At 64.6% G+C, this 26,214-nt stretch carries 29 protein-coding genes; 21 read left to right on the forward strand and 8 right to left on the reverse strand.

All coding sequences use genetic code 11. The features are described from left to right. Positions 1–32: 32 nt before the first annotated feature. Together KUV38_RS05930 and KUV38_RS05935 are read left to right on the forward strand one after the other, a co-directional pair. Positions 33–1,250, forward strand: coding sequence for an RSP_2647 family RNA methyltransferase (locus KUV38_RS05930; RefSeq protein ID WP_222469165.1), 1,218 nt, complete (start codon positions 33–35; stop codon positions 1,248–1,250). Beyond that, positions 1,247–1,789, forward strand: coding sequence for an RSP_2648 family PIN domain-containing protein (locus tag KUV38_RS05935; RefSeq protein ID WP_222469166.1), 543 nt, complete (start codon positions 1,247–1,249; stop codon positions 1,787–1,789). The genes KUV38_RS05930 and KUV38_RS05935 overlap by 4 nt, the downstream gene beginning before the upstream one ends. Here KUV38_RS05935 and KUV38_RS05940 read toward each other — a convergent pair. The 3 genes from KUV38_RS05940 to KUV38_RS05950 are packed head-to-tail and all read right to left on the reverse strand — an operon-like array spanning position 1,786 to position 4,372. Continuing rightward, complete coding sequence (locus KUV38_RS05940) at positions 1,786–2,874, reverse strand: hypothetical protein (RefSeq protein WP_222469167.1); 1,089 nt, start codon at positions 2,872–2,874, stop codon at positions 1,786–1,788. The two genes, KUV38_RS05935 and KUV38_RS05940, sit on opposite strands and share 4 nt — an antisense overlap. Beyond that, positions 2,871–3,371 carry a GNAT family N-acetyltransferase gene (locus KUV38_RS05945; protein WP_222469168.1) on the reverse strand — a complete coding sequence of 167 codons (501 nt, stop codon included), beginning with the start codon at positions 3,369–3,371 and terminating at the stop codon, positions 2,871–2,873. Before KUV38_RS05945 ends, KUV38_RS05940 begins: the two co-directional genes overlap by 4 nt. Further along, the gene (locus tag KUV38_RS05950; protein ID WP_222469169.1) at positions 3,368–4,372 is read right to left on the reverse strand and encodes a GlxA family transcriptional regulator; all 1,005 of its coding nucleotides are present in this window, start codon (positions 4,370–4,372) and stop codon (positions 3,368–3,370) included. The genes KUV38_RS05945 and KUV38_RS05950 overlap by 4 nt, the downstream gene beginning before the upstream one ends. A gap of 180 nt (positions 4,373–4,552) precedes the next feature. On the opposite strand from KUV38_RS05950, the gene KUV38_RS05955 reads away from it, so the two are divergent. Next, a complete protein-coding gene (locus tag KUV38_RS05955; RefSeq protein ID WP_222469170.1) occupies positions 4,553–5,923 on the forward strand; it encodes a class II 3-deoxy-7-phosphoheptulonate synthase in 1,371 nt (456 codons plus the stop codon). A gap of 69 nt (positions 5,924–5,992) precedes the next feature. On the opposite strand, the gene KUV38_RS05960 is transcribed toward KUV38_RS05955, so the two are convergent. From KUV38_RS05960 to KUV38_RS05970, 3 genes are all read right to left on the reverse strand, one after another. Next, the gene (locus tag KUV38_RS05960; RefSeq protein WP_222469171.1) at positions 5,993–6,808 is read right to left on the reverse strand and encodes a hypothetical protein; all 816 of its coding nucleotides are present in this window, start codon (positions 6,806–6,808) and stop codon (positions 5,993–5,995) included. Positions 6,809–6,836: 28 nt separating this feature from the next. Continuing rightward, positions 6,837–7,892 (reverse strand): ATP-grasp fold amidoligase family protein, encoded by a 1,056-nt coding sequence (locus KUV38_RS05965; RefSeq protein ID WP_222469172.1) that lies wholly within the window; start codon positions 7,890–7,892, stop codon positions 6,837–6,839. 167 nt (positions 7,893–8,059) lie between these two features. After that, positions 8,060–8,851, reverse strand: coding sequence for a PAS domain-containing protein (locus KUV38_RS05970; protein ID WP_315898597.1), 792 nt, complete (start codon positions 8,849–8,851; stop codon positions 8,060–8,062). Between the two features lie 169 nt (positions 8,852–9,020). Here KUV38_RS05970 and KUV38_RS05975 point away from each other — a divergent pair, with 169 nt between their 5' ends. From KUV38_RS05975 to KUV38_RS05990, 4 genes are read left to right on the forward strand one after another with little or no spacing between them, the layout of a single operon-like run. Further along, a complete protein-coding gene (locus tag KUV38_RS05975; protein ID WP_222469173.1) occupies positions 9,021–9,905 on the forward strand; it encodes a YicC/YloC family endoribonuclease in 885 nt (294 codons plus the stop codon). An 11-nt stretch (positions 9,906–9,916) separates the two neighbouring features. Next, a complete protein-coding gene (gene gmk, locus KUV38_RS05980) occupies positions 9,917–10,561 on the forward strand; it encodes a guanylate kinase (protein ID WP_261385161.1) in 645 nt (214 codons plus the stop codon). Next, positions 10,558–11,082, forward strand: coding sequence for a gamma carbonic anhydrase family protein (locus KUV38_RS05985; RefSeq protein WP_222469174.1), 525 nt, complete (start codon positions 10,558–10,560; stop codon positions 11,080–11,082). Before gmk ends, KUV38_RS05985 begins: the two co-directional genes overlap by 4 nt. 4 nt (positions 11,083–11,086) lie before the next feature. Next, complete coding sequence (locus KUV38_RS05990; protein ID WP_222469175.1) at positions 11,087–12,118, forward strand: sensor histidine kinase; 1,032 nt, start codon at positions 11,087–11,089, stop codon at positions 12,116–12,118. Positions 12,119–12,156: 38 nt separating this feature from the next. Here KUV38_RS05990 and KUV38_RS05995 read toward each other — a convergent pair whose 3' ends face one another. Continuing rightward, a complete protein-coding gene (locus tag KUV38_RS05995; RefSeq protein ID WP_222469176.1) occupies positions 12,157–12,657 on the reverse strand; it encodes a GFA family protein in 501 nt (166 codons plus the stop codon). Positions 12,658–12,802: 145 nt separating this feature from the next. Here KUV38_RS05995 and KUV38_RS06000 point away from each other — a divergent pair, with 145 nt between their 5' ends. The 6 genes from KUV38_RS06000 to phoB all read left to right on the forward strand — a co-directional run bounded on the left by KUV38_RS06000 (position 12,803) and on the right by phoB (position 18,986). After that, complete coding sequence (locus KUV38_RS06000; RefSeq protein WP_222469177.1) at positions 12,803–13,843, forward strand: substrate-binding domain-containing protein; 1,041 nt, start codon at positions 12,803–12,805, stop codon at positions 13,841–13,843. Positions 13,844–13,960: 117 nt separating this feature from the next. Then, entirely contained in the window at positions 13,961–15,424 is a 1,464-nt protein-coding gene (pstC, locus tag KUV38_RS06005) for a phosphate ABC transporter permease subunit PstC (protein ID WP_222469178.1), read from the forward strand. After that, positions 15,424–16,746, forward strand: coding sequence for a phosphate ABC transporter permease PstA (gene pstA, locus KUV38_RS06010; RefSeq protein WP_222469179.1), 1,323 nt, complete (start codon positions 15,424–15,426; stop codon positions 16,744–16,746). Before pstC ends, pstA begins: the two co-directional genes overlap by 1 nt. Positions 16,747–16,760: 14 nt before the next feature. Then, positions 16,761–17,558 (forward strand): phosphate ABC transporter ATP-binding protein PstB, encoded by a 798-nt coding sequence (pstB, locus tag KUV38_RS06015; protein WP_222469180.1) that lies wholly within the window; start codon positions 16,761–16,763, stop codon positions 17,556–17,558. 4 nt (positions 17,559–17,562) lie between these two features. Beyond that, positions 17,563–18,285, forward strand: coding sequence for a phosphate signaling complex protein PhoU (phoU, locus tag KUV38_RS06020; RefSeq protein ID WP_222469181.1), 723 nt, complete (start codon positions 17,563–17,565; stop codon positions 18,283–18,285). A gap of 8 nt (positions 18,286–18,293) precedes the next feature. Then, on the forward strand, positions 18,294–18,986 hold the full coding sequence (gene phoB, locus KUV38_RS06025; protein ID WP_222469182.1) for a phosphate regulon transcriptional regulator PhoB: 693 nt from the start codon (positions 18,294–18,296) through the stop codon (positions 18,984–18,986). 101 nt (positions 18,987–19,087) lie between these two features. On the opposite strand, the gene KUV38_RS06030 is transcribed toward phoB, so the two are convergent. Continuing rightward, entirely contained in the window at positions 19,088–19,297 is a 210-nt protein-coding gene (locus KUV38_RS06030) for a hypothetical protein (protein ID WP_222469183.1), read from the reverse strand. 271 nt (positions 19,298–19,568) lie between these two features. Here KUV38_RS06030 and KUV38_RS06035 point away from each other — a divergent pair, with 271 nt between their 5' ends. The 8 genes from KUV38_RS06035 to gfa all read left to right on the forward strand — a co-directional run bounded on the left by KUV38_RS06035 (position 19,569) and on the right by gfa (position 26,143). Then, on the forward strand, positions 19,569–20,513 hold the full coding sequence (locus KUV38_RS06035; protein ID WP_222469184.1) for an AAA family ATPase: 945 nt from the start codon (positions 19,569–19,571) through the stop codon (positions 20,511–20,513). A gap of 8 nt (positions 20,514–20,521) precedes the next feature. Then, the gene (locus KUV38_RS06040; protein ID WP_222469185.1) at positions 20,522–21,403 is read left to right on the forward strand and encodes a DUF58 domain-containing protein; all 882 of its coding nucleotides are present in this window, start codon (positions 20,522–20,524) and stop codon (positions 21,401–21,403) included. A gap of 1 nt (position 21,404) precedes the next feature. Then, complete coding sequence (locus tag KUV38_RS06045) at positions 21,405–21,776, forward strand: hypothetical protein (RefSeq protein ID WP_222469186.1); 372 nt, start codon at positions 21,405–21,407, stop codon at positions 21,774–21,776. Beyond that, positions 21,769–22,716: a VWA domain-containing protein gene (locus KUV38_RS06050; protein WP_222469187.1), complete on the forward strand. Its 948-nt coding sequence runs from the start codon at positions 21,769–21,771 to the stop codon at positions 22,714–22,716. Before KUV38_RS06045 ends, KUV38_RS06050 begins: the two co-directional genes overlap by 8 nt. Next, positions 22,713–23,603 (forward strand): vWA domain-containing protein, encoded by an 891-nt coding sequence (locus KUV38_RS06055; protein ID WP_222469188.1) that lies wholly within the window; start codon positions 22,713–22,715, stop codon positions 23,601–23,603. Before KUV38_RS06050 ends, KUV38_RS06055 begins: the two co-directional genes overlap by 4 nt. Further along, complete coding sequence (locus KUV38_RS06060) at positions 23,600–24,274, forward strand: hypothetical protein (protein WP_222469189.1); 675 nt, start codon at positions 23,600–23,602, stop codon at positions 24,272–24,274. The genes KUV38_RS06055 and KUV38_RS06060 overlap by 4 nt, the downstream gene beginning before the upstream one ends. After that, positions 24,271–25,422 (forward strand): hypothetical protein, encoded by a 1,152-nt coding sequence (locus KUV38_RS06065; protein WP_222469190.1) that lies wholly within the window; start codon positions 24,271–24,273, stop codon positions 25,420–25,422. Before KUV38_RS06060 ends, KUV38_RS06065 begins: the two co-directional genes overlap by 4 nt. 94 nt (positions 25,423–25,516) lie before the next feature. Then, positions 25,517–26,143 (forward strand): S-(hydroxymethyl)glutathione synthase, encoded by a 627-nt coding sequence (gene gfa / locus KUV38_RS06070; protein ID WP_261384580.1) that lies wholly within the window; start codon positions 25,517–25,519, stop codon positions 26,141–26,143. Positions 26,144–26,214 lie beyond the last annotated feature (71 nt).

Genomic DNA, 26,214 nt, shown 5'->3' on the forward strand with positions numbered 1-26,214 from the left:
TCGGCGGGCGCCTGACCGGATAGGTCAGGCCTATGAGTGATGCCCAGCCTGATCCAAACACCCGTCCAGTCATTCGATTGAAGCCCGCAGCTGACGCGCGGGCTATTCGCCATGGTGCGCCATGGGTTTACTCCGACGCGCTCGTACTCGATCGGCGGACACGGGCGATCGCTCCGGGCACGGTTGCCGTGCTTGAAGATGCAAGCCGCAGCCCGCTGGCGTTGGTGGCAGTTACCGCTGAGAGCAGAATTGCGGCGCGGGTGCTGGACGCTGACTGCGGCGCGGAGATCGACAAGGCATGGTTCTTGAAGCGCCTGCAGGCCGCGGTGGACCTTCGTGATCGGCTGTTTGCAGAACCTTATTACCGTTTGGTTCATGCCGAGGCGGACGGGCTGCCGGGCGTTGTTATCGACCGCTTCGGTGCGACTCTCGTGATCCAGCCGAACGCGGCTTGGGCAGACGTCCGTTTCGATATGCTGGCAGACGCTGCCTTGGAAGTATCGGGCGCTGAGTGCGTGATCCTTAATGGCACCGGCCGGGCGCGCAAATTCGAGGGGCTGCCGGAGGTGCTTGAGGTGGCGCGGGGCGTGGCACCCGACGGGCCTGTGCCGGTGCCGATGAACGGTGCAACCTATATGGCCGACCTCATGGGTGGGCAGAAGACGGGGCTGTTCTACGACCAGCGCGACAACCATGCCTTCACGGCCGGGTTGGCGAAGGGCGCGCGGGTGCTGGATGTGTTCTCCCACGTCGGGGGCTTTGCACTGGCCGCGCTGGCGGCGGGGGCCGAGAGCGCGCTGGCGGTGGACGGCTCGCAACCGGCGCTCGAGTTGGCGGAGGCCGGGGCGGAGGCTTCCGGCTTGGCGGCGCGGTTCTCGAAGCGCAAGGGCGATGCTTTTGCCACGCTCGAGGCGCTGGCGGAGGAGGGCGCACAGTTTGACGTGGTGATCTGTGATCCGCCTGCTTTTGCGCCCTCCAAGAAAGCGCTCACACAGGGGCTTCGGGCCTACGAGCGGGTCGCCCGGCTTGCCGCGACGTTGGTGGCGCCGGGGGGCATTCTCACGTTGTGCTCCTGCTCGCATGCGGCAGAGATCAGCAAGTTCGGCAACGCCTGCGCCCGGGGTATCGGGCGGTCAGGGCGGTCGGCCCAGCTTTTACGCACCGGCTATGCCGCTGCCGATCATCCGACGCTGCCGCAACTGGCCGAGTCTGGGTATTTGAAGGCGCTGACCTACCGGCTGCTACCGTGAAGCTCTGCCTCGACGCCTGCGTGCTCTACCCGACGGTGATGCGCGAGCTGCTGGTGGGCGCGGCGGGAGCCGGGTTCTTCACCCCGCTCTGGTCGCCCCGGATCCTCGAAGAATGGCGCCGCGCGGCGTTGAAGCGCGGGCCGGGCGAGGGAGTGCAGGCGGAGGGTGAGATTGCGCTGCTGCGGGCGGCCTGGCCGCGGGCGGAGGTGAAGGTGGAGCCGGGGCTGGAGGCCCGCCTCTGGCTGCCCGACCCGGCGGATGTGCATGTGCTTGCGGCTGCCGTGGCGGGCTCGGCGGACGGCATCGTGACGATGAACGCCAAGGACTTTCCGCGCAACGTGCTGGCTGAGGAAGGGCTCATGCGGGCCGACCCAGACGGGCTTATGCTGGGGTTCGCCGAGGCGGACCGGCCCCGGATGGAGGCCGTGGCTGAGGCGGTGCGGGCAGAGGCCGAGCGGCTCTCGGGCGAGCCCTGGGAGATGCGCGCGCTGTTGAAGAAGGCGCGGCTGCCGCGCTTGGGCAAGGCGCTGAGCCGCTAGTCGTCTTTCAAGGAAATGTAGCGCACGCGGGTTTTGATTGCGCGGGTTTCGGCGATGAGGGTCGCTGTGTCTGCCATGTCGTCGGGGCGCGGCAGGAGAAGGCCGTGGTTTGGCTGTTCCGGGTCGCGCGGACTGGTGCCGGGGCCGGTGCTTTCGTTGGGGAGCGGAACCGGTGCAGCGAGTGCGGCGGAAAGGGGAGCGGACGGGCGCCAGGAGGCAATGAGGTGTGCCAGATCCAACCCGTCCAGCTTGGCGCAATCTGCCAGGGCGCAAGAGACTTCGATGTAGGGGGCATAGAGGTAGAGGCCGTTGAGCACGGCGCGGCCTTCGTCCGTTTCGATGAAGGAGCCGTAGACCATGTCTGTGCTGCCTTCGGGGTAGAAGGAGGCATAGTTTACCCGGTCGTTCTGAATGTGCAGCGAGTGGGGTGCGCCCTCCATGGCCTCGGCGATGGCCTCCGTCATCGCCTCGTTGGCGCCCGGGTCTTGTGACCAGAGCATTGGCGGACGCAGGCTGCGGAGGTGGCTGAAGGGCAGGGGTGCTGGTGGGACGTCGACGAAGCGACGCGAGGGGTCGGCTGCGATTTCGGCGCGAAGGGCATTCAGCGTGGATTCTGTGACCTCTTCGTCGGTCAGAGACACGGGTTGGGCGTAGGGCAGGAGCGGGGTGAAGTCCATGCGGGAGACGTTGCAATAAGCCATGGCGGCGGTTTCGCGGGCGTCTCGCACGGCCCAGATGATCTTTGCGTCTGTATCGCCCTCGCAGTAGGTCGCGACCGGGGCGGTGTTGGTGAGGTGGCCGAGGAAACGGCGACCGTAGAAGCCGATTTCCGTTTCGTTGTGGAGCGCCGGGTCATCGACCAGATACCAACCGCGTGGGCCGTCTTTGAACACCAAAAAATCGACCGTGGTCAGATTGGTCGAGAGGACCTCTGAGAATGGAACCTGTGGGAGGCCCGAGGTATCTTCAGCACCCCAGCTACGGAGTGCCTTTGTGAAGGTGAGGAACTTATAGCCACCAACCAGCATGAAGGCTGTGGCGGCGAGGACGATTACACCGCCGAGGATCACCGACAGACGGGTCATGGAGTGGGGCGGTCGAGCCGGTAGTATGTGCTGTCGGACCATTCGCCATTGATGCAGAAGGTGTTCTTTTCATGGTGGGTCACGACGAAGCCCGCCTTTTCGAGCACACGGCCGGAGCCGATGTTGCGTGGGTCGATATCGGCGGTGATGGCGGGGCAGTCGGGGTGGCGGGCGAAGGCCTCGGCGGTGATGGCCTCAAGCGCTTCCGAGGCAAAGCCTTTGCCCCATGCCGCTCTTGCGAGGATATAGCCCACCTCCCATTTACGCCAAAGGCCGATGCGGCCGATCAGGTGACCCTCGTGGAGGATCATAAATTCGGGCCCCAGCTCCCGCTCGCCGCGCATGAAGCCCTCCAACCGGTCGGCCGTGGCGTCGATGGTTTCATCCGGCGGGGTGGACCAATGGCGCATCACCTCGGTGTCCGAAAAGATCGCGTGGAGGGCGGGCAGATCACAGGGTTCGGCGGGGCGCAAGGTGAGGCGCCGCGTGGTGATCATACCGAGAGGCGCGCGCCGTGGGAGCCGCGCTCGCGGTAAGGCGTGGTTTGGTATTGCGCCCGGTAGCACTTGGAGAAGTGCGAGGGTGAGGTGAAGCCGCAGGCGAGCGCCACGTTGATGACCGACATGTCGGTTTGCATCAGCAGGTTGCGCGCCTTCTGGAGCCGCAGTTCCATGTAATACCGCTTGGGGCTGCGGTTGAGGTAGCGGCGGAACAGGCGTTCGAGTTGGCGGGTGGAAAGCACCACCTCATCGGCGAGCAGTGCGGGGCTGATCGGCTCTTCAAGATTCTGCTCCATGATCTGGATCACCCGGGAGAGCTTGGGGTGGCGGACCCCGATCCGGGTGGGGATCGAGAGGCGCTGGGTATCCTGATCGGTGCGGATGGAGCTGTAGATGAGCTGGTCGGCCACGGTGTTGGCCAGCTCTTCGCCGTGGTCCTCGGCGATGATCTGGAGCGCCAGGTCGATGGAGGCTGTGCCGCCAGCGGTGGTCATCCGGTTGCCGTCATGGACGAAGACGGTTTTGGTCAACCGCACCTCGTCGAATTCTTCGGTGAAACTGTCAGCGTTTTCCCAATGGATCGTGGCGCGCTTGCCGTCGAGCAGGCCTGCCTTGGCAAGCAGGTACCCAGCGGTGCAGAGGCCGCCCACAGCGAGGCCGCGGCGGGCCTGTTTGCGCAGCCATGCCAGCACCTTGGGCGTGGCCTTTTCTTCCACGTCGAGACCGGCGCAGACGAGGATCACCTCGTCACGCGCAAGGTCGTCGAGCCCGCCGTCGACCTGAAAGACCGAGCCGCAGGAGGCGGCAACAGCCTCGCCTCCCTCGGAGATGAGTTGCCATGTGTAGAGCTGGGCTCCAGCGGTGCGATTGGCGAGGCGCAGGGCGTCGATGGCGCCCGCAAAGCTGAGCAGCGAAAAATCCGGCACAAGCAGGAATGCAAAGCGGCGCGGTTTGGCCGGTGCTTCCACCACCAGAGTTTGCGTATCAGGACGCCGCATCTGTCTGGCTCCAGGCTAGATATTGACCCCGCCCGAGAGGCAATCAGGATTTGACATAGGGCGCAAGAGCGTGCGGCGCAGAAAATCTGATCAGGGGTGGCCCAAAGAGGGGCAGCGGCCTATAAGGCAGGCCTTATCCCGTGCCGGGGAGGGCACGGGCAGACCAGAGGACATGAGACGATGAGCAAGACCTGGACGAAATCTGACTGGCGCAGCAAGCCCCGGGTTCAGATGCCGGACTATCCCGATGCGGCGGCGCTGAACGCGGTCGAGGCCCAACTTGCAAAGTATCCGCCGCTGGTGTTCGCGGGCGAGGCGCGCCGCCTTCGGGCAGAGCTGGGCAAGGTCGCCCGTGGCGAGGCCTTCCTGCTTCAGGGTGGCGACTGCGCCGAGAGCTTTGCCGAGTTCAGCGGCGACAACATCCGCGACACCTTCAAGGTGATGTTGCAGATGGCGATCGTGCTGACCTTTGGCGCGAAGGTGCCGGTGGTGAAGCTTGGCCGCATGGCGGGTCAGTTTGCCAAGCCGCGCTCTGCGCCGGTCGAGGTGAAGGACGGCGTGGAGTTGCCCTCCTACCGGGGCGATATCATCAACGAGCTGGAGTTCACCCCTGAAGCGCGGATACCGGACCCGGCGAAGATGCTTCAGGCCTACACTCAAGCGGCGGCGACGCTGAACCTCGTGCGCGCTTTCTCGACGGGTGGTTTTGCCGATATCCACCGCGTCCACAGTTGGACGACGGGCTTCGCGGATGAGGACCGCGCGGCACGCTACAGAGACCTCAGCAACCGGATCCAAGACGCTCTGGATTTCATGACCGCGGCGGGCATCGACGGCGACTCGGTGCATGCGATGCAATCGGTCGATTTCTACACCAGCCACGAGGCGCTTCTGCTCGAGTACGAGGAGGCGCTGACCCGCGTCGATTCGACCACAGGGCAGACGGTGGCGGGCTCGGGCCACATGGTCTGGATCGGCGACCGCACACGGCAACCCGATGGCGCGCATGTGGAGTTCTGCAAGGGCATCATCAACCCCATCGGCCTGAAAGCAGGCCCGACGATGGAAGCCGACGACCTGAAGCGGCTGATGGCCGACCTGAACCCGAAAAACGAGGCCGGCCGCCTGACCCTGATCACCCGCTTCGGTGCCGGCAAGGTGGAAGAGCACCTGCCGCGCCTGATCGACGTGGTGAAGAGCGAAGGCGCCAACGTGGTCTGGGTGTGCGATGCGATGCACGGCAACACCATCAAGTCGGACTCGGGCTACAAGACCCGGCCGTTCGACCGGGTGCTGAGTGAGGTTCGCGAGTTCTTCGCGGCCCATCGCGCGGCAGGCACCATCCCGGGCGGTGTGCATTTCGAGATGACCGGTCAGGATGTGACCGAATGCACCGGCGGCGTGCGCGCCGTGACCGACGAAGACCTCGGCTCGCGCTACCATACGGCCTGCGACCCGCGCCTGAATGCATCGCAATCGCTGGAACTCGCGTTTCTGGTGGCTGAGGAGCTTTCCGCACGGGGAAAGGCAGAGGCGCAGGAAGCGGTGTAACCCGCACCATATTACGGCAGTAATGCAAACGCCCCGGTTTCGCGCCGGGGCGTTTTGCTTTTTCCCAGATCAGTCGGCAGGTATGCCCTCGCGCTCAAGCAGGAGCGCCTGTTTGCGAGCACGCAGAGTTGCTTTGTCGGTGATGGTGCGGTTGAGGGCGAGGATCTCCTCGGAGAGACCGGCGCTCTGGCCTTTGCGCCGGCTTCCTATCGGCGCGAATTGCGCCAACTCGTCCTGCGGCACCCCGATCGCTTCGAGCAGCGGGCCTGCAGGGCCGAGCCGGTGGCGGGCAATCTCCTCAAGCGGCATCGACAGTACTTCGACGCCCGGAAGTGCGGCACGCACCGCGTCGACGGTTTTCTCCAGGTCGGGCGGCGCGGGGAATTGGGCCCGAAATGTCTCGAAGCTGTCGGTCAGGCGGCGGTGGCGGAGGTTGTGGCTCCACGCGCTCCGCAAAAGGCTCTCGGGCGAGCGGGTCGTATAGACCAGCCTGAGGCGCGCGTCGGGACCGAAGCGGGCTTGTACCCGCCGCGATAGAATTCGGGAGAGGGTAACGGTGACATCGCCGTACTCAGTGATCAGATTGCCATCGACCCTCAGATCACCCAGCATCTTGCCGCAGAGCGACTCCCGCGAGATCAAGATATGCGGGGCAGGGCGCAGGTCGGCAAGAAAGCGGTTGCAGGCGACGACGAAGGCCTTGCGGCGATCGGGGCCCGGGTCTGCGCCGTAAAACCGCCCGGCGAGGGACAGCGACCCCATGTCGTGGGCGAGGTAGATGTCGGCATGCTTCGAGAGCGCCGTGCGGTTTTGGCGCAGGAGGGCCTGCAGGGTAGTGGTGCCGGTCTTGTGAAAGCCGGCGTGGATGGTGATCTGCATGGTCATCGGACACGCCGGCCGCGTTGGGGCGCGCTCATTCTGCTGCGATGGCGATTTCTGCCGCCTCAGACACCTGGCGGACCTTGGGCATCGGTGACCAGAAATCGCAGAGGTAGGCGTTGAGTTCGTCGGACATGATCTTGCGACGCCCGGCATTGGGCAGGAAGGTCAGCTCACCGAGAAACAGCTCGGATTGGCGGATGTAGATGTCGACCCGAACGTACGGGAAGGGCGCGGCGATGGCTTCGGCCATGTCGCGGGCCAGCCCGGCCTGAGGCGGCAACGGCTCCTCGGAGCGATTGGCGCGCAGGAAGTTGTGCGGCATGTAGTTGAGCGCCCCGTCGTAGATCGGGTTGTTGCGACCGGATGTGCCGAGGCCGAGATCGAGCTGGAGTAGCGCGACCTTGCCGTTGATGCAGTGGAACCGGAAATCGGGCACCACCTCGTCGGGCGCACGGGTGAGACTCTCTTCGAGGAACACCTTGCGCTCGATCAGGCGGTACCACCATTGCGAGGTACGGGTGCCGTAGGGCAGGTCGAACCAAACCGGCACGCGGCGCTCAATCTTTGCCAGCGTGTCCTTGTCAGTTAGTGGCAAATCGATGCGCAGGTTCTGTTCGCTGCCGTGGTTGGACTTGAGGTAGTAGGTGCCGGGCGCGATGCCTGAGAAATCCACCTCGTCGGCGGAGTTGAACACCCGTTCAACACGCGGCACATGCAGCTGGCTGCGGTAGCGGCGGGGGATGTACTTGGCGACATTCAGCTTGTCGGCCGGGATCAGCCGGGGCATCGGCGCGACGAGGCTGTTCATCAAGGTCATCTGGGTGAAGTCGGTGGCGTTGCGGAAATCGGGGAACACGCCGCGTGCTTGGTAGTATCCGCCGACGCCACGTCGGGTGATATTGCGGAACTTGCGCGCGCCAAGCTCTGAAAAACAGGTCATCCAGTTGTCGCCCGGCACCATTTCGGCCTCGGGAAGGGTGTCCTTGTACCAGTCGACGAAGTCATTGACGAACTCCGGCACGAAGGTGTCGCCGTAGCGATGGCGTGGCCGCCTAGAATAGAACGGCTGAACGTCGAAATCCCGCATCTGTTTCCCGCCTCTGGGTCATGGTTGTTAAACGCATTGTTTTTACAACGAGTTAACACCGGGAGGCGGATTTTGCGCAAACTTTCGAATCGCGGTTGTAGGGAATCTGGCGGACCTGTTGCAGATGAGTCAGTGCTCCGGATGGAGGCACATCGGGTTGGGTGGGCTCACTCGTCGTGGCCGACGACCTCGCCTTCGGAGCGCACAAGTCGCAGCCGGGGCTTTTTACCCTCCGGCGCGCTTGGTGTGGGCGGGGTGTAGCTCGCGGCAGGCTCGTTGAAGCCCTTTGGCGTAGCGGCGTCCCGGGTTTCGTCACCCTCGGTCGTCCGGCGGATCTTGAGGCGTTCTTCGCGGGTGAGGGGGCTGCCCATGGCATCGGGGGCGGCGGCATCCGGATTCTCGCTCCTGTCGCCGAGGCGGATCGGGCGCACGACTTCGTCTTTCACGAGGAAGCGGCGGGGCGAGCGGCCGATGGGGCCGATGGTGCAGAGGCAGCCGAGTACGCGGGTGACATCGCCGAAGTCGGAGGTCAGCGGCAGAAGCAGCATCTGCCCGTCCATCGGCGGACGACCGACTCCGCGCTCGCCTGCGAGGGTGAGGAGGGCGGTAGACGGACCGGCAAAAACATCCTCGAGCACTCGGCTCAGGGTGGCGCGGTGCTCGGGCATGAACATGGAGGTGCAGGGCATGCCGCGCACCTCCATGCCCATCAGGTCGTTGAGGTGCATCCCGGCCAGCCGGAACCGTCCGACGCCGGGCGCAATGCGCTCGAGGATGAAGGCATATTCCAGCGTTTCCTCGATCGCGCGCGGGTCAACCTCGGCGCGCGAGGGCACTTGACGCGGGCCGCGCAGATCATCCCAGTAGCGCCGCAGCGCGTGGACTGCAGGGAATCGGATATCGTTGTGATACTGCATGAGCGAGACCACCCCGCGAGTGCTTTCGTCCTGATGTTCCACGCCCTAAACCCCGTCCTCGGCTTGATTAAAACCCCACCGCCTTTGTTGTTCACGAGCGCACGGTCTGTTAACTCATGGACAAGAAAGATTACCTATCCGTTAATAGCACAAAGCCGGACGATTTTCCGGGGGGAAAAATCTTAAATGGTTAACTCCAATGGTTAACTCCATGACAGGGTTTGCGACCCGGTCCCAGCAGGGCAGTGACTTCAGCTGGAGCTGGGAATTGCGCGGCGTGAACGGCAAGGGGCTCGACCTGCGCCTGCGCTTGCCGGAATGGATTGGGGGTCTTGAGCAGGCTCTCAGGACCGAACTGAACAAGGCTCTGGTGCGCGGCAATGTCTCGCTCAGCCTGCGGCTGCAGCGTAGCCGGAGTGATGGCCAAATGCGGCTCGACAGCACCCAGTTGAGCCAAGTGCTCTCGGCCCTGAGTGCCATTACGCGCGAGGCTGAACGGGCGGGTGTTGAGCTTAAGGCGCCGACCACGGCAGAGATTCTCTCGATGAAGGGCATCGCGGACGATCCCAACAGCCTTAGCGACGGTGAGCTGGTGGCGCTGCGCTCTAAGCTAGTTGCCGATTTCAGGCCGCTGCTCGACAGTTTCATCGAAATGCGCGCCACGGAGGGCGCGGCGCTTCACGCAGTGATGTTGGCCCATCTCGACAAGGTCGCAAAGCTGGTGCGTGAGGCGCGGCCTGTAGCCGAGGAGCGCAAGGCCGAAATGGCTGCGAGCCTGAAGGAGAACCTCGCCCGCGTGCTCGAAAACGCCAAGGGGCTCGATCAGGACCGGGTGGCGCAGGAGGTGGCCCTGCTGGCGCTGAAGAGCGATGTGACCGAGGAGTTGGACAGGCTGGAGGCCCATGTAACCGCGAGCCGCGATTTGCTGGCCAGCGAGGATGCCGTGGGCCGCAAGCTCGACTTTCTCTGCCAGGAGTTCAACCGCGAGGCCAACACGCTCTGCTCCAAGGCGCAGGCAGTGGAACTGACCCGGATCGGGCTTGACCTCAAGGCCGCCATCGACCAGATGCGGGAGCAGGTTCAGAACATCGAATAGGGGAGGGGGCCTTGGCCAGACGCGGATTGCTCATCATCCTGTCGTCGCCCTCGGGCGCAGGCAAGACGACGCTGGCGCGGAGGCTGATGGGCTGGGACCCTGACCTGAGCTTTTCGATCAGTGCCACCACGCGCCCGCCGCGGCCGGGCGAGGAAGACGGGGTGCATTACCATTTTCTTACCGAGAAGGATTTTCGCCAGCAGGTGGCCGACGAGCAGATGCTGGAGCATGCGCATGTTTTTGGCAATCACTACGGCTCTCCGGCTGGCCCGGTGCGTGAGGCGATCAACGCGGGCCGCGATGTGCTGTTTGATGTGGACTGGCAGGGCGCTCAGCAGATCCGCAACTCGGAGTTGGGCAAGCACACGCTCTCAATCTTCATCCTGCCGCCCACGATCGACGAGTTGCGCCGCCGGTTGATTGAGCGCGGTCAAGACGAAGACAAGGTGATCGCCAAGCGGATGCAGAAGAGCTGGGACGAGATCAGCCATTGGGACAGCTACGATTACGTGCTGGTCAATGACGATTTGGACGAGAGCGAAAAGAAGCTGCGCACCATCGTCTCGGCCGAGCGGATGCGGCGGGCGCAGCAACCCGACCTTGCCGCGCATGTTCGCGCCCTGCACGACCAGTTTCGGGAGAAGGAAGTCAGATGATCTATGCCCTCGACGGGATCGCGCCGGTTTTTCCGGAGGATAAAGATTTTTGGGTGGCCCCGGATGCCAACCTGATCGGCAATGTCGTTCTGGAAAGCGGCGCATCTGTCTGGTTTGGCTGCACGCTGCGGGGCGACAACGAGGAAATCCGCGTGGGCGCCGGGGCGAACGTGCAGGAGAACACCGTTTGCCATACCGATCCGGGCTGCCCGCTCACCATCGGTGCGGGTGTGACGGTGGGCCACAAGGCTATGCTGCACGGCTGCACGATTGGCGAGAACTCTCTGATCGGGATGGGCGCCACGGTGCTGAACCGCGCTGTGATCGGCAAGAATTGCCTGATCGGCGCGGGGGCGCTGATTACCGAGGGCAAGGAGATCCCCGACAATTCGCTGGTGATGGGTGCGCCGGGCAAGGTTGTTCGGCAGCTGGACGAGGCGGCGATCGAGGGGCTGCGGCGCTCCGCGCTGCATTATCAGGAGAACATGCGGCGCTTCCGGGCCGGGCTGAAGCCGGTCTGACACGATGACGCCAGCGGAGATCGAAGCCCTTGCCGAGGCAGTGCCGACCCCGCTGATCGTCATAGGCGCGGATGCCCGGATCGAGGCGATAAACTCGCCGGCGGCGGAGCTCTTTGGCCGGATCGGGCAGGGGCGGCACTACAGCCTGCAGCTCCGCCAGCCATCGGTCGCACAGCTTATCGAGAATGCGCTGAGCCTTGGCCATTCCGGCCAGGCCCGGGTGCGGCGGGTCGAGGGCGAGGGCGAGCAGATCTTTCAGGTGAAGGCGACGCCGCTCGACGGGCGGGTGGTGCTGGCCTTCGAAGACCTCAGCCAGACCGAGGCGGCCAACCAGATCCGGCGGGACTTTGTGGCGAATGTTTCGCACGAGCTGAAGACGCCGCTGACCGCGCTCACCGGCTTCATTGAAACCCTTCGGGGGCCAGCGAAGAACGACGAGGCGGCCCGCGAGCGGTTTTTGGGGATCATGGAGCGCGAGACGGCGCGGATGAACCGGCTGGTGAACGATCTGCTGTCGCTGTCACGCGTCGAGGCGGTGGCCCTGCAACGGCCCTCGGGGCTGGTGGATGTGCCGCAACTGCTGGCCTCTGCGGCCAATGCGCTTAAGCCGCTGGCCGAGGAGGCGCGGCTGGAGCTGGTGCGGAATCTGCCGCAGGACCTGCCGAAGGTTCCGGGCGATGCCGACCAGCTAACGCAGGTGTTCACCAACCTCATAGAGAACGCGTTGAAATACGGGGGCGGGGGCGGAAAGATCGAGATATCGGTTGCGCTGGAGGAGCGCGTGATCGCCCTTCGCGGCCCGGCGCTTCGTTGCGCAGTGCGGGACTATGGGGATGGGATCGACCCACGGCACATCCCACGCCTGACGGAGCGGTTCTACCGGGTGGATTCGCACCGCAGCCGCGAGATGGGCGGCACCGGGCTCGGGCTGGCGATTGCCAAACACATCGTGGCGCGGCACCGGGGGCGGTTCATGATCGAAAGCGAGTTGGGGCAGGGGGCGTGTTTTACGGTGTTCCTGCCTTTGGCGGGGTGAAGGACCGTCTCTTGGCCGGACTTTCGACGCTTGATCAATCACATAGGCGGCAGGCCATCATAAACGGGGATGTCTTGGGGCAGGACGGCCCAGTGCGGCGCTGAAGCGGCATAGATCGCGGCTTTGGGTTTGTGCGGCCAGCCACCGTCGATGCTGGTGGCGGCGACGGTGTAAAAGCCACCTGCGGTCATGTCAGCACATACGTTAATACCGCACTCCGGGCAGAAGTGGTGATGGACATCTCGCCCGGAGGCTCCCTTGCGGGTAAATTGAGCGGGTTCGTGTCCTTGGATGAAGCTCAGGTTCGGGCTGGCGATCCATAGGCCGAACCACTTGTCACTGCCGGTCCGTTGCTGACATTCGGTGCAGTAGCAGAAGACCTCATTGATAGGCTCGCCCTCGATTTTGAAACGCACGTTTCCGCATTGGCATCCACCTGTTTTCATGGCTTTTCCTTCGATTGCAGCTGTATCCTCGGCCCCAACATTAAGGGCCGCGGGCCCACATTTTAAAAACTCTTGGCCGCTCGAGACAATCATTCCTGACAAAATCTGGCTTCCCCCTCGGCATGTCATGAAACTGTTACACACCTGTCACAAAAGCCTAACACGCAGCGCCGAGAAGGGCACCGCGAACGCCCCGCATGAGCAGTTGGGGCGAGCCTGACATGCAACGGAGTTCCAGATGTCTTTCACCAAGCTCACCGTTTCCACCCTCGCGCTGACCGCGCTGGCCGCCGGCACTGCTGCTGCGCGTGACCAAGTGCAGGTTGCCGGGTCCTCGACCGTGCTGCCCTATGCCTCTATCGTCGCCGAAGCCTTCGGCGAGAACACCGACTTCCCGACCCCGGTCGTGGAATCGGGCGGCTCCTCGGCTGGCCTCAAGCGTTTCTGCGAAGGCGTGGGCGAGAACACCATCGACGTGGCCAACGCCTCGCGCGCCATCCGCGAAAAAGAGATCGCCGCCTGTGCCGACGCTGGCGTGACCGATATCATCGAAGTGCGCATCGGCTATGATGGCATCGTGTTTGCCAGCCAGCAATCCGGCCCGGCCTTCACCGCCTTTGAGCCGACCGACATCTTCAACGCGCTTGCCCCCAAGGTGATGGTTGACGGCGAACTGGTCGACAACCCCTACACCAAGTGGAACGAGTTCAACGCCGATCTGCCCGACGCCGAGATCGCCGCGTTCATCCCCGGCACCAAGCACGGCACCCGTGAAGTCTTCGAAGAGAAGGTTCTTGCTGCCGGTTGTGAAGCCACGGGCGCGCTGGAAGCGATGGTTGCTGGCGGTATGTCCGAGGACGACGCCGAGGATGCCTGCCTCGCCGTGCGCACCGACGGCAAGTCGGTCGACATCGACGGCGACTACACCGAGACCCTCGCCCGCATCGACGCCAACCCCAACGGCATCGGCGTGTTCGGCCTGGCGTTCTACGAGAACAACCAGGACAAGCTGAAGGTCGCCACCATGAGCGGCATCGAACCGAAGACCGAGACCATCGCCTCCGGCGAGTACCCGGTATCGCGTCCGCTGTACTTCTACATCAAGAAGGCCCACATCGGCGTGATCCCCGGTCTGAAAGAGTACGCCCAGTTCTTCATCTCCGATGATCTGGCTGGCCCCTCTGGCCCGCTCGCCAACTACGGCCTCGTCTCCGACCCCGAGCTGTCGAAGACCCAGGCCATGGTGAACGAAGAGAAGACCATGGGCGAAGGCATGTAAGCCTCCCTCGCTTTTCGGAGGCGGTGCCGCTGCGGTGCCGCCTCCACCCTTTTTTGTTCACACCAGTGCCCGCCCCGATGTACCGGGGCACAGACTTCAGACCCCGGGGGACGGCATATGCCGGTTTTGTGGATCTTCCTGATCGTTCTAGGCATTGGCGCACTGGGCTACGTGGTGGCCCGGCAGCGCGCTCTGGCCTCCGTGGGTAATGACCCGCGCCACCTGCACTCGCTGCCCAGCTACTACGGTTACATGGGCTTTCTGTTTGCCACGGCCCCTGCGCTGCTGGTGCTGATCGTATGGCTCATTGCTGGGCCGATGGTGATCGAGAAGCGCGTGGCGGCAAACCTGCCGGCGGATGTGGTTGAGGAGGCCGCCTCGCAGAACCTGCTGATGGCCGAGGTCCGGCGTGTGGCGGACGGTCTCGACAACGCGGTTGCGATGGGCGTTTTGACGGAAGGCGCAGCCTCCAATGCCCGCGCTGACCTGACGGATATGACCGCCCGCCTCAAGGAAGCCGGTCAGGTGATCACCCAGAACGTGACCGTACCGGTTCTGCTTGCGGCGCAGGAGATGCGCCAGGCTAATCGTACATCGAAGACTTGGATGGCGGTGGCGGTGATCGCACTGGCCGTGGCCGGTGCCGCATTGGCGGTGCTGCGCGCCCAGAAGGATTTTCGCGCCCGGAACGTGGTGGAGCGCGGGGTTCGCTGGATGCTGGTGGGCGCGGCTTCGATCGCCATTCTGACCACCGTGGGCATCGTGCTCTCGCTGCTGTTCAACACCATCGAATTCTTCCGGATCTACCCGGCGAGTGAGTTCTTCGGCTCTCTCACATGGTCGCCCTCCTTCGGCGGTGGCTCGGAACTGGGTATCTGGCCGCTGCTCTGGGGCACGCTCTACATTTCGATCATCGCTCTGCTGGTGGCGGTGCCGATCGGCCTCTTCGCCGCGATCTACCTAAGCGAGTATGCCTCGCCGCGCCTGCGCTCGGTGGCCAAGCCGCTGCTGGAGATCCTCGCCGGCATCCCGACCATCGTGTACGGCCTTTTCGCCCTGCTGACCGTCGGACCGCTGCTGATCAGCGTCTTCGGGGACAACGGGCTGGGCTGGATGCAGTCGGGTACGGCGGTGATGACGGCCGGTCTGGTCATGGGCATCATGCTGATCCCCTTTGTTTCATCGCTGAGCGACGACATCATCAACGCGGTTCCGCAGGCCATGCGCGATGGCTCCTATGGGCTGGGCGCGACCCAGTCGGAGACGATCCGTCAGGTCGTGCTGCCCGCCGCCTTGCCGGGAATCGTTGGCGCGGTGCTGCTGGCCGCGTCCCGCGCCATCGGTGAAACGATGATTGTGGTGCTGGGGGCAGGGGCCGCGGCCCGGCTCTCGCTTAACCCCTTCGAGGCGATGACGACTGTGACCGCCAAGATTGTGAGCCAGCTCACCGGCGATGCTGACTTCGCCTCACCCGAGGCCCTCGTGGCCTTCGCTCTGGGGATGACGCTTTTCATCATCACCCTGTGCCTCAATGTCTTCGCGCTCTACATCGTGCGCAAATACCGGGAGCAATACGACTGATGGCCGACGCTACTGCAAACGCCCCAAAGCGCCACGGTTCGCTCACGCAGGTGGATCCGCGCACGCGCCGCCGCAATGCCGCCGAGGCCCGGTTCAAAGCCTATGGCCTTGCTGCCATCGCGCTGGGGATCTTCTTTCTGGTCGTGCTGGCCTTCTCGATCATCCGCTCGGGCGTGCCGGCCTTCACCACCACGGTGGTGAGCCTCGAGATGAACGTCAGCCCGGCCGAAATCGACCAGGCCGAAAGCGGGATGCTGAAGACCGCCGCCTATACCAAGCTCTTCATTGCCCAGTTGGGCAGCCAGATGCAGGAGCAGGGCATTGGCGGAGAGGTGGACCCCGATGCCATCGGGCGCATTCTGGGCAAGGTCGGCAACGACCTACGGGCCTTTTATCAGGCCAACCCCGATGCGGTGGGCGAACCGGTTGACTTTACGGTGAATGCCTCGAGCCGGGTGGATGGCTACTTCAAGGGCCGCGTGACCCGCGAGGGGCTGGTGGACAGCCGCTTCCTCGTGGCGACTGACCTCGATGTGGTCGATCAGCTGACCGAAGCGGGCATCATCACCCGGCAATTCGACTGGGGCTTCTTGCTGGGCAAGGACGCAGGCGTGGACAATCCCGGCGGCGCGGGCATCGGAGCCTCGGTACTCGGCTCGTTCTTCATGATGCTGGTGGTGCTGGTGCTTTCGCTGCCCATTGGCGTGGCGGCCTCGATCTACCTCGAGGAGTTCGCGCCGAAGAACCGGTTCACCGATATCATCGAGGTGAACATCTCCAACCTCGCGGCGGTTCCCTCCATCGTCTTCGGTATCCTGGGTCTCGCGGTGTTCATCCAGTTTGCCAGCCTGCCGCAGTCGGCGCCGCTGGTGGGCGGCCTCGTGCTTACGCTGATGACGCTGCCGACGATCATCATCTCGACCCGCGCCAGCCTCAAGGCGGTGCCGCCCTCGATCCGGGATGCGGCGCTGGGTGTGGGGGCCTCGAAGATGCAGGCCGTCTTCCACCACGTGCTGCCGCTCGCCGCGCCGGGCATTTTGACCGGCACGATCATCGGCCTCGCACAGGCGCTTGGCGAGACCGCGCCGCTGCTGCTGATCGGGATGGTGGGCTTTGTGGCGCGCGAGTTTCCGACTGGGTTCTGGGATGGGTTCGTTGAGCCCAACTCGGCCATGCCCGCGCAAATCTACACCTGGGCCGCCCGTTCGGACGTGGCCTTCTATGAAAAGGCATGGGGCGGTATCATCGTGCTGCTCGTGTTCCTGCTGATCATGAACGCCATCGCGATCGTGCTGCGGCGGCGCTTTGAGCGGCGCTGGTAAGGGGAGCCCTTGAAATGAATGACATGCGACCGCTGGAGAGAATAGTGGATACCGACAACATCAAGATCTCGGCCAAGGGGTGTCAGGTCTATTACGGCGAAACTCACGCGATCAAGGACGTGGACGTTCAGATCGAAGACAACACCGTGACTGCGTTCATTGGCCCGTCGGGCTGCGGTAAGTCCACGTTCTTGCGCTGCCTGAACCGGATGAACGACACCATCGACATCTGCCGCGTCGAGGGCGAGATCCTGCTGGATGGCGAAAACATCTATGACAAGAAGGTCGACCCGGTGCAGCTGCGCGCCAAGGTGGGGATGGTGTTTCAGAAGCCGAACCCGTTCCCCAAATCGATTTACGACAACATCGCCTATGGGCCGCGCATTCACGGGCTGGCGAAGTCGAAGGCCGATCTCGATGTGATCGTCGAAAAATCGCTCCGTCGCGGCGCGATCTGGGACGAGGTGAAGGACCGACTCGACAAACCCGGCACCGGCCTTTCCGGTGGCCAGCAACAGCGGCTCTGCATTGCCCGCGCCGTGGCGACGGAGCCTGAGGTGCTGCTGATGGACGAGCCCTGCTCGGCGCTCGACCCAATCGCCACCTCTCAGGTGGAGGAGCTGATTGATGAGCTTCGGACTCAATATTCGGTGGTGATCGTGACCCACTCGATGCAGCAGGCCGCGCGCGTGAGCCAAAAGACGGCCTTCTTCCATCTCGGCAACCTGGTGGAGTTTGGCGAGACCGGCCAGATCTTCACCAACCCGACCGACCCGCGCACCGAATCCTACATCTCCGGCAGAATTGGCTGATCTCATGTCCGCACTTCCCCCGAACGAACAGCATATCGCCTCGGCCTTCGACCGTGATCTGGAAGCCATTCAGGCGATGATCATGAAGATGGGCGGCATGGTGGAGACCGCCATCGTAGAGGCCGCCGCCTCGCTGGATGCGCGCGACGAGGAGACCGCCGAGCGCGTCCGCAAGAACGACCAGGCGATTGACGCACTGGAAGAGCAGGTGGCCGAAGAGGTCGCCCGGCTGATCGCGCTGCGTGCGCCTGTGGGCACCGACCTGCGCACCGCCCTCTCGGTGATGAAAATCTCCGGCAATCTGGAGCGGGTGGGCGACTATGCCAAGAACATGGCGAAGCGCACCGGGGTACTGGTGCAGCTCGACCCGATTGAGGGTGCCACGACTTCGATCCGCCGGATGTGCCGCGCGGTGGAAGGCATGCTCAAGGATGCCTTGGACGCCTATATCCAGCGTGATGCCGAGTTGGCCGAGGATGTGCGCAACCGCGACCAGGAAGTGGACCAGATGTACAACGCGCTGTTCCGCGAGTTCCTGACCTACATGATGGAAGATCCGCGCAACATCACGGCCTGCATGCACTTGCATTTCATCGCCAAGAACACCGAGCGCATGGGCGATCATGTGACCTCGATTGCAGAGCAGGTGATTTACCTTGTCACCGGCGAGATGCCGGAAGACGCCAGACCCAAGGAGACAGCCCCGGCCTATGAAGTCGGGAGCTGAAGCGAGACATGAGCAGAACCGCGCAACCGCTTGTTCTGGTTGTAGAAGATGAACCCGCGCAGCGCGAGGTTCTGAGCTACAACCTTGAGGCTGAGGGCTTCGATCTGGTCAGTGCCGACAACGGCGAGGATGCCATCTTGCTGGTCGAGGAGGAACGCCCCGACCTGATCGTGCTGGACTGGATGCTGCCCAACCTGTCGGGCATCGAGGTTTGCCGCCGGTTGAAGCTGAAGAATGCGACCCGTGGTATTCCGATCATCATGCTCTCGGCGCGGGCCGAAGAGGTCGATCGGGTGCGCGGGCTCGAAACCGGCGCCGATGATTACGTCGTCAAGCCCTACAGCGTTATCGAGCTGATGGCCCGGATCCGCGCGCAGTTGCGCCGGACACGGCCTGCGACGGTTGGGGCGCGGCTGGAGTATGAGGACATCATGCTCGATGCCGAAACGCACAAGGTCGAACGGGCTGGCCGTGAGTTGAAGCTGGGGCCTAAGGAGTTTCGGCTGCTTTCGACCTTCATGGAAAAGCCGGGCCGGGTGTGGAGCCGTGAACAGCTGCTCGACCGTGTCTGGGGTCGGGATATCTACGTGGATACCCGGACGGTCGATGTGCATATCGGCCGGCTTCGCAAGGCACTGGGTGCGCACGGCGGGGATGACCTCCTGCGCACGGTCCGTGGCGCGGGCTACGCGCTGGGGTAGTCGCGGCACCGTCTTATAAGCTGTTGCAGCAATTCACCGTTTAATCCACCGGGTCGGCTTGCCCGCGCTCCTCCCAAAGACGCGGTCAGCCCCGGCAGCGCTCAGATGTCGTAGGCACCTTCACCGGGTTTGAAGGCACGGCACTTCCAGCGCGCGATGGTCCAGTTCGGATGCTCGTTGATCCATTGGGCGAGCTGGGGCTGTGCCGCCATCATGCAGGACATCGGCGTGCCCTCCTGAAACAGAAGGCTGCGGTTTTCGCAGTCGGTCGGGCTCGTGGCCAGACAGGTAACAAAGGCGAGTTCGATCATGGGAGGACGCTTTCGATTAAGTCGTTGGTGCTGAAATCGTGGCTGAATGCCCCGATCATACCACGAAAATCCCGTTTCAACCTGAATTTGCGGTTAATTTGGCGCACATGAATGCGCTCCCGGGCCGCAAATGCCCAAGATGGAGGCGCCTCCCGCACCTCAATAGGCTTGTTCTCGCAGCTTTGCTCCCTAACGCGAACCGAGACTTACGGCTGTGTTCCCGCCCTTCGGGCGACGGCGCTAGGCTAAAGGCGCGACATGGGAGGACAGCATGGACAAGGACGCAGGCAGCCCCGGGCTGGCCGCACTCTCTGCGCATCTGGCCGAGGTGCTCATTGGCCATGAGCGGCTGATCGAGCGGTTGCTGACAGGCATTCTCGCTGGCGGTCATCTGCTGGTCGAAGGTGCACCGGGGCTGGCCAAGACGCGTGCCGTGAAGGCTTTGGCCGGGGCTCTCAGCGGGTCTTTCGCCCGTATCCAGTGCACGCCGGATCTGCTGCCTTCTGATCTAACCGGCACTCCTGTGTTCAGGCCACAGACCGGGGACTTTGAGTTCGTGCCGGGCCCGATCTTTCATAACCTCGTGCTGGTGGACGAGATCAACCGTGCCCCGCCCAAGGTGCAGTCGGCCTTGCTGGAGGCGATGGGCGAGGGGCAGGTGACCTCGGGCGACGCGACTCACGCGTTGCCCGATCCGTTCCTCGTGGTGGCGACGCAAAACCCGATCGAGCATGAAGGCACCTTTCCGCTGCCAGAGGCGCAACTCGATCGGTTTTTGCTCCATGTTGTGCTGGACCTGCCGGATGCGTTGACCGAGCGGCGCATTCTGGATCTTGTCGAGGCCGAAGGGCAGGAACCAGCCGGGGCTTTGCCGGTCGCCGAGGATATCCGCGCGGCCCGAAAGGCGGCAATGACGACCCATCTCAGCGGGCCGATCCGGGATTACATCGTGCGGATCGTCACAGCCACGCGGGCGGCACCCTTCGCAGAGGAGCTTTCACATCCGGCCAGCCCACGCGGCTCGCTCGCGCTGGCCTCGGCGGCGAAGGCCCGGGCATGGCTGCGTGGGCGCGATCACGTCTTGCCTGAAGATGTCGAGACCCTCGCCGAGGATGCCTTGGCGCACCGGCTGGTGCTGACGTGGGCCGCGCAGTCAGAGGGGCGAAGCGCGCGGGGGCTAGTGGCCGACGTGCTGGCCGCGACCGATCCGCTGTGATGGGGGCGATGGAACCCGTGCTCGACATCCCCGGCGTTGCGCTTGATGCCGAGCGGTTGATCGCCCTGCGCGATATGGCGGTGGAGCGCGAGGTTACGGCGCCGCCCGCGGCGATGCCGGGCGGGTTCCTCAGCAAGCGGCGCGGCTCGGGGCAGGAGATAGCCGACACGCGGGAATATGTGGCGGGGGACGACATCCGCCATCTCGACCGGGGCAGCACCGCGCGGACCGGCGTGTTGCACATCAGGCGGTTTCAGGAAGAGCGTGACAGGGTCACGTTCTTGGTGCTCGATTTGCGGCCCTCGATGCTCTGGGGCACAGGCCGCGCGTTTCGATCTGTCGCGGCGGCCGAAGCTCTGGCTCTGATCGGCTGGCGGGCGGTCGAGGAGGGCGGCCGTGTGGGGCTGATGACGCTTGGCGCGGGTGGGCCCGAGATTGTAGGCGCACGTGGGCGCACGCGCGGCATGCTCTCGGTGATCGGCGGGATGGTTCGCGCGCATAATGCGGCGCTGACGACTGCATTGGAGAAATCTAGTGCCGAGCCGGACCTCGCAGGGTTGCTCAGGCCGCTGGAGCGAATTGCACCACGTGGTGCCGAACTGATGCTGGCGAGCGGCTTCGACGTGCCGGGTGACGACCTTGGAGAGCGTTTGGGGGCACTGGCCCAAAAGCGGCATCCTTTCTTGCTCGAGGTGCACGATCGTGGGCCGGGGGGGCTGCCGGAGGGGCAATACCCTGTGCGGGTTCAAGGTGGCGCGGTGCGAATGCTGCGTGTGTCTGGCGCAGGACCGGGAGAGGCGGCGCCCCGCGGCTTTCCAGCGATGGTGATTGAGGCCGCGGCGCCGGTGCAGGAGACCGCGCGGCGGCTACACGCGATCTGGGGGCGATGATATGGCCGAAGGACAAGCGCTGACGGAAGAGGCGGTGCAGGCGGGGCTGGTGGAGATCCGGCTCCCAGCGGATGCGCCGGGCGGCTTGATCGCCGAACTTGCAGCGGGGGCCGGGATGGGGCTTGGGCTGGCTCTGTGTATCGCTTTGCTCCTGCGCCCGGTGTTGCGCGGGCGTGAGCGACCACCGGCACCAGCGAGCTTTGCCCAGCGCCTCGCGGCGGCGGACGCCTTGCCGGAGGAGCAGCGGGAAATTGCATTGCTGACGCTGTGGCGAGAGGCCGACCCGAGCGGCTATGGGGCGCAGCGCAGTCAGATCTATGCACGCGGCGGGGTGCCGGAGGGCCTTGAACGCAGGCTCGGGGCCGATGCCTGAGTTCGCCCAGCCGTGGTGGTTTTTGCTCTTGCCGCTTCCGGTGCTCGCGTGGGCGCTTCTGCCTGTGGCCCGAGGCTCGGGCGCAGCGTTGCGCGTACCCGAGCGTGTCGCAGCGGGGTTTGAGCAGCCCGGTTTGCAGGGAGGCCGAACAGCTGTGCCGTGGCTGGCGGCGCTGGCGTGGGCGCTGCTGGTCGTTGCCTTGGCGGGACCTCGGGTGCTGGCGCCTGTTTCGGCCTTACGGGTTACGGGGCGTGATCTTGCGATTGCCATCGACCTTTCCGGCTCGATGGTACGGGAGGACTTCTTCCTCGACGGCGCCGCGATCACGCGGCTCGAGGCGGTGCAGCGGGTGGGCACGGAGTTTGCGCGCCGGCGGGCTGGAGACCGGGTTGCGCTGATCTTCTTTGGTTCCGAGGCCTATTATGCGGCGCCCTTCACTTTTGATACCGAAGCCGTCGCGCGGCGGATCGAGCAGGCCGAAATCGGTATCTCGGGACGGGCGACTAACATGGCAGATGCGCTGGGGCTGGCGTTGAAACGCATGGCGACCAGCGATGCGGCGACCAAAGTGGTGATCCTGCTCTCGGACGGGGTGAACAACGCGGGCGCCACGAACCCGCGCGGCGTGGCGGCTCTAGCGGCGGATATGGGTGTTCGGGTGCATACTATCGCCATGGGCCCGCGCGAACTGGCCGAGGCCGATGAAGGGGAGCGCGGGGTGGTGGACGCTGCCACCTTGGGTGCGGTCGCGGACCTGAGCGGCGGTGAGACCTTTCGGGTGCGTACCACTGAAGACCTCGTGGCTGTGGGCGAAGCGCTGGACCAGCTGGAAGCCACCGCGAGCGATGGCTTGTCGGCGGAAGTCTGGCGCGAATTCTGGGTCTGGCCGGCGGGGCTGGCACTGTTGCTCTGCCTCGGGCTGGCGTGGAGGCGGGCGTGAGCGGGCTGGTACTCCTCCGCCCGTGGTGGCTACTGGCTTTGCCGGTTGTGGCGGCGCTTGCAGTGCTGCTTTGGCGCCGACGCGCGCGGCTGGGCGACTGGGAGCGGGTTGTGCGCCCCGAGATGATGGCCGCGCTCCGGCGGCTTGGGCATGTGGAGGCCGGGCGGCAGGGTGTGCAAGGCTTGGGTGCGCTGGCTGCTGCCGGACTGGTGGCGTTGGCTCTGACCGGTCCTGCAACCACGCGGCGCGAGGCAGCGGCGTTTCGCAATCTCGACGGGGTGATCCTCGTGCTCGATGCCTCGCTTTCGATGACCGAAGCGGACGGGTGGAGCCAGATGCTGACCGCTGGCCGTGCCGCGATGGCGGGTTTGGGGGCAAGGCCCGCCGCACTGGTGGTGGTGGCGGGCGATGCCTATCACGCAGCCGATCTGACCAGTGATCACAAGGAACTGGCCCAGACTTGGCAACTGGTCGACGGCGCCACGGTGCCCGATAGGGGCTCACGGCCATGGCTGGGATTGGCGCGTGCGGCAGACGTGCTGAAGGAGGCCCGGCTGTTCAGCGCCGATGTAGTGCTCTTCACCGATGGCGGCGGGCTGGGGCCGGAGACGCTTGAGGTGGCGGCAAAGCTGGAGGCGGAGGGTGCGCGGCTATCTGTGGTCGCCGCCGAGGGACTGGAGCCTGCAGAGGTGCTGGCACGGGCTGGTGGTGGCCGAACCTTCACACCGCTGGAAGGTGTCGCGCTGGCAGGGTTTCTGGCCGAGGGCGGGCGGGCGCAATTGGAGCGGGCGGACTACCCGCTTCTGTTTCTTGCCGACCATGGGCGGCTCGTGCTGCTTGCTGCTCTCGTGCCGCTTTTGCTGGGCTTTCGGCGGAGGCAATCATGAAGATGATCGCGCTCATCGCAGGCGGCCTTTTGGCGGTCGCGCTGTTGATTGGGGGCACAGCACCATTTGGCAGGGTGCTGCTGGATGCCGGGATTTCGGTGCCGATGCTCTTTTCTGATCAGGGGTGGCGAGGTGTGGCGCTGTATCGGGCGGGGCACTATGAGGCTGCGGCAGGTGCTTTTGCACGAGCTGGGCAGCCGTTCAACCAAGGCAATGCGCTTGCGAGAGCGGGCCAGTATGCCGAAGCACTTGAAGCCTATGACCTCGCGCGGACGGGCGGCGACGGGGCGGCCGGTGCCAATTTCGACCTCGTGGCGGCCTTCTACGCGGGCTTGGCGCTGGAAGCGGGGTCAGTCGTGGAGTGGTTCTCCGAGCGTGATCTGAGCGGACCTTTGGAAGAGAGCTTTGAAGCGAGAGGAAACGCGCGCGCGGCAGGGCAGGGCACGGAGGTGACCAACGTGGGCGCGCTCATTGGTCTGCCTGAAATCGTAAGCGGGGGTGCGCGGGAAGTTCGCAAGGTGTTCGATGACAAGTTCATCACCGCCGATGAGCGCTGGCTGGAAACGCTGGAGGATGTGCCCGGCGCCTTCATGGCCGCACGGATCCGCCATGAGGCCAAACGGCGCTTGCGGGCGGGAGAAGGGCAGCCAGAGGCGGAGGATCCGCAATGAAGGCGCTGGTTGCATGGCTGATGCTCGCGGGGGCCGCTCTGGCGCAGGCGAGCGAAGTGCGGCCCGGCGAGATCGAACTGACTGTGACCGTGGAGGATGCCGGTGCCATGCCATTCGCGGGCGAGATGGTACTGATGACAATCCACGGCGTGTATCGAAGGCACATTGCGCGGGAGAGCCTGGTGCAGCCGGAGCTTGAGGGCTTTGCATGGATGCAGCTCGGACAGGACTACTGGTACGAAACCCGCGAGCGCGGACAACCGGTGAAGAACTTTCGCCGCCGCATGGCACTCTTCCCGGAGCGGGACGGGCAGTTGGAGATCGGATCGTTCACCCATCATTTGACCTTAATCGACGCGGACGACGACTGGTTTGACCACGACCTGCGCTCGGCGCCTGTGCCGCTACAGGTTGCTCCGGCTCCGGCGAGAGACTGGTGGTTCCCAGCCCGGCGGTTGGAGGTATCTGACAGCTGGTCCAATGCGCCGGACCAGCTGGCACAAGGCGAGGGCGTGCTGCGCATTGTACGGGTTGCGGCAACGGGCGCCGCGCCGCAGATGATCCCGCCGATGCCGGAGTTGCGCTCTCCCAGCGGGCTGGTCTTTGCGCACCCGGAGAAGCGGCTGGTGGAACTGTCGCCGGAGGGGCCTGTCTCGGTCGCCTTCTGGCGTTGGACGATCCAGCCCGGCAACGGGGTGTCGGCCATCACCGAGCCGATGGAGTTCGAGTGGTATGACACGGTGGCCAGACAGCCCCGGCGGGTGCGGATCGGGGCGCAGCGTGTGGCCTACACGGAGCCGTTGGTGGCGCGGCCCGGGATCGCCGTTGCCGGGGCGGACCGCGGCCGAAGCGCTTTGGCGGCGGCAGGCTTCGGCGTCGTGGCCGGGTTGGCCGTGTTGCTGTGGGGGCAGAAGCTGGGCCGCCCTCGATTTGCTGACCCGCTGCGCTGGCGGATTCGCCAAGCAGCACGTCGGGGCGATTTGACCGCGCTCCGCCGGGCCGGGGCTGCATTGGTGCGCCGCGATGGGCGCGGGCAGGGGGCCTTGGCGCGGCTTGATGACGCCGTTTTCGGCAGGGGCACCGACACGCCTAATCTCACGGGCATCGCACGGGCCTTGCTAGCACGAAGGACCGATACTCTTGGCTAAATTGTCAGAGCATCGCTCGGGCGGCACCATGACCTGACATTGCCTTGGGTGCGACAGGTGCACACCGGCAAACCCTAACGGGGGAGGGAAGCCCATGAGTCTGTGGTCCAGACTGTTCGGCGGCAAGGAGGAGGAGCCTGCCATGACCCAAGTGACGATACATCCTGCGGTGGACGGGGGTGTCAGGCCCGGCAGCGCGAGTTTCTCCGGTGGTACGATCAAGTGCCTTTGCGCCAGCGATCCGGTGGTTGTCGAGATCGGCGGCCAGACGGCGCATAACCATGTGTGCGGCTGCACCAAGTGCTGGAAGCCCGATGGCGCCGTGTTTAGCCAGATCGCGGTTGTCGGCCGTGATGCCGTCACGGTGCGTTCGGGGGCGAACAAGCTCTCGGTCGTCGACCCGAGTGCCGCGATCCAGCGGCATGCCTGCTCAGGCTGCGGGGCGCACATGTATGGCCGCATCGAGGATACCGGCCACCCGTTCCACGGGCTGGACTTTGTGCACACCGAGTTGAGCGATCAAGATGGCTGGTCAGCGCCTGAGTTCGCTGCCTTCTGCTCTTCGATCATCGAGAGCGGGGTGAACCCGGATCGGATGGACGGCATCCGCTCACGGCTCAGGGAGTTGGGGCTGGAGCCCTATGACTGCCTTTCACCGCCACTGATGGACGCGATTGCGACCCATGTGGCGAAGTCAAAAGGCGTGCTCGCTGACGCCTGACTAGGGCGGGTTGACAGCGGCAGAAACCGGAGGCGGGCGTGGGCCCGGCTCCGGGCGTATTCTTGCACCCT

This window comes from Vannielia litorea (genome assembly GCF_019801175.1).
Classification (GTDB): Bacteria; Pseudomonadota; Alphaproteobacteria; order Rhodobacterales; family Rhodobacteraceae; genus Vannielia; species Vannielia litorea_B.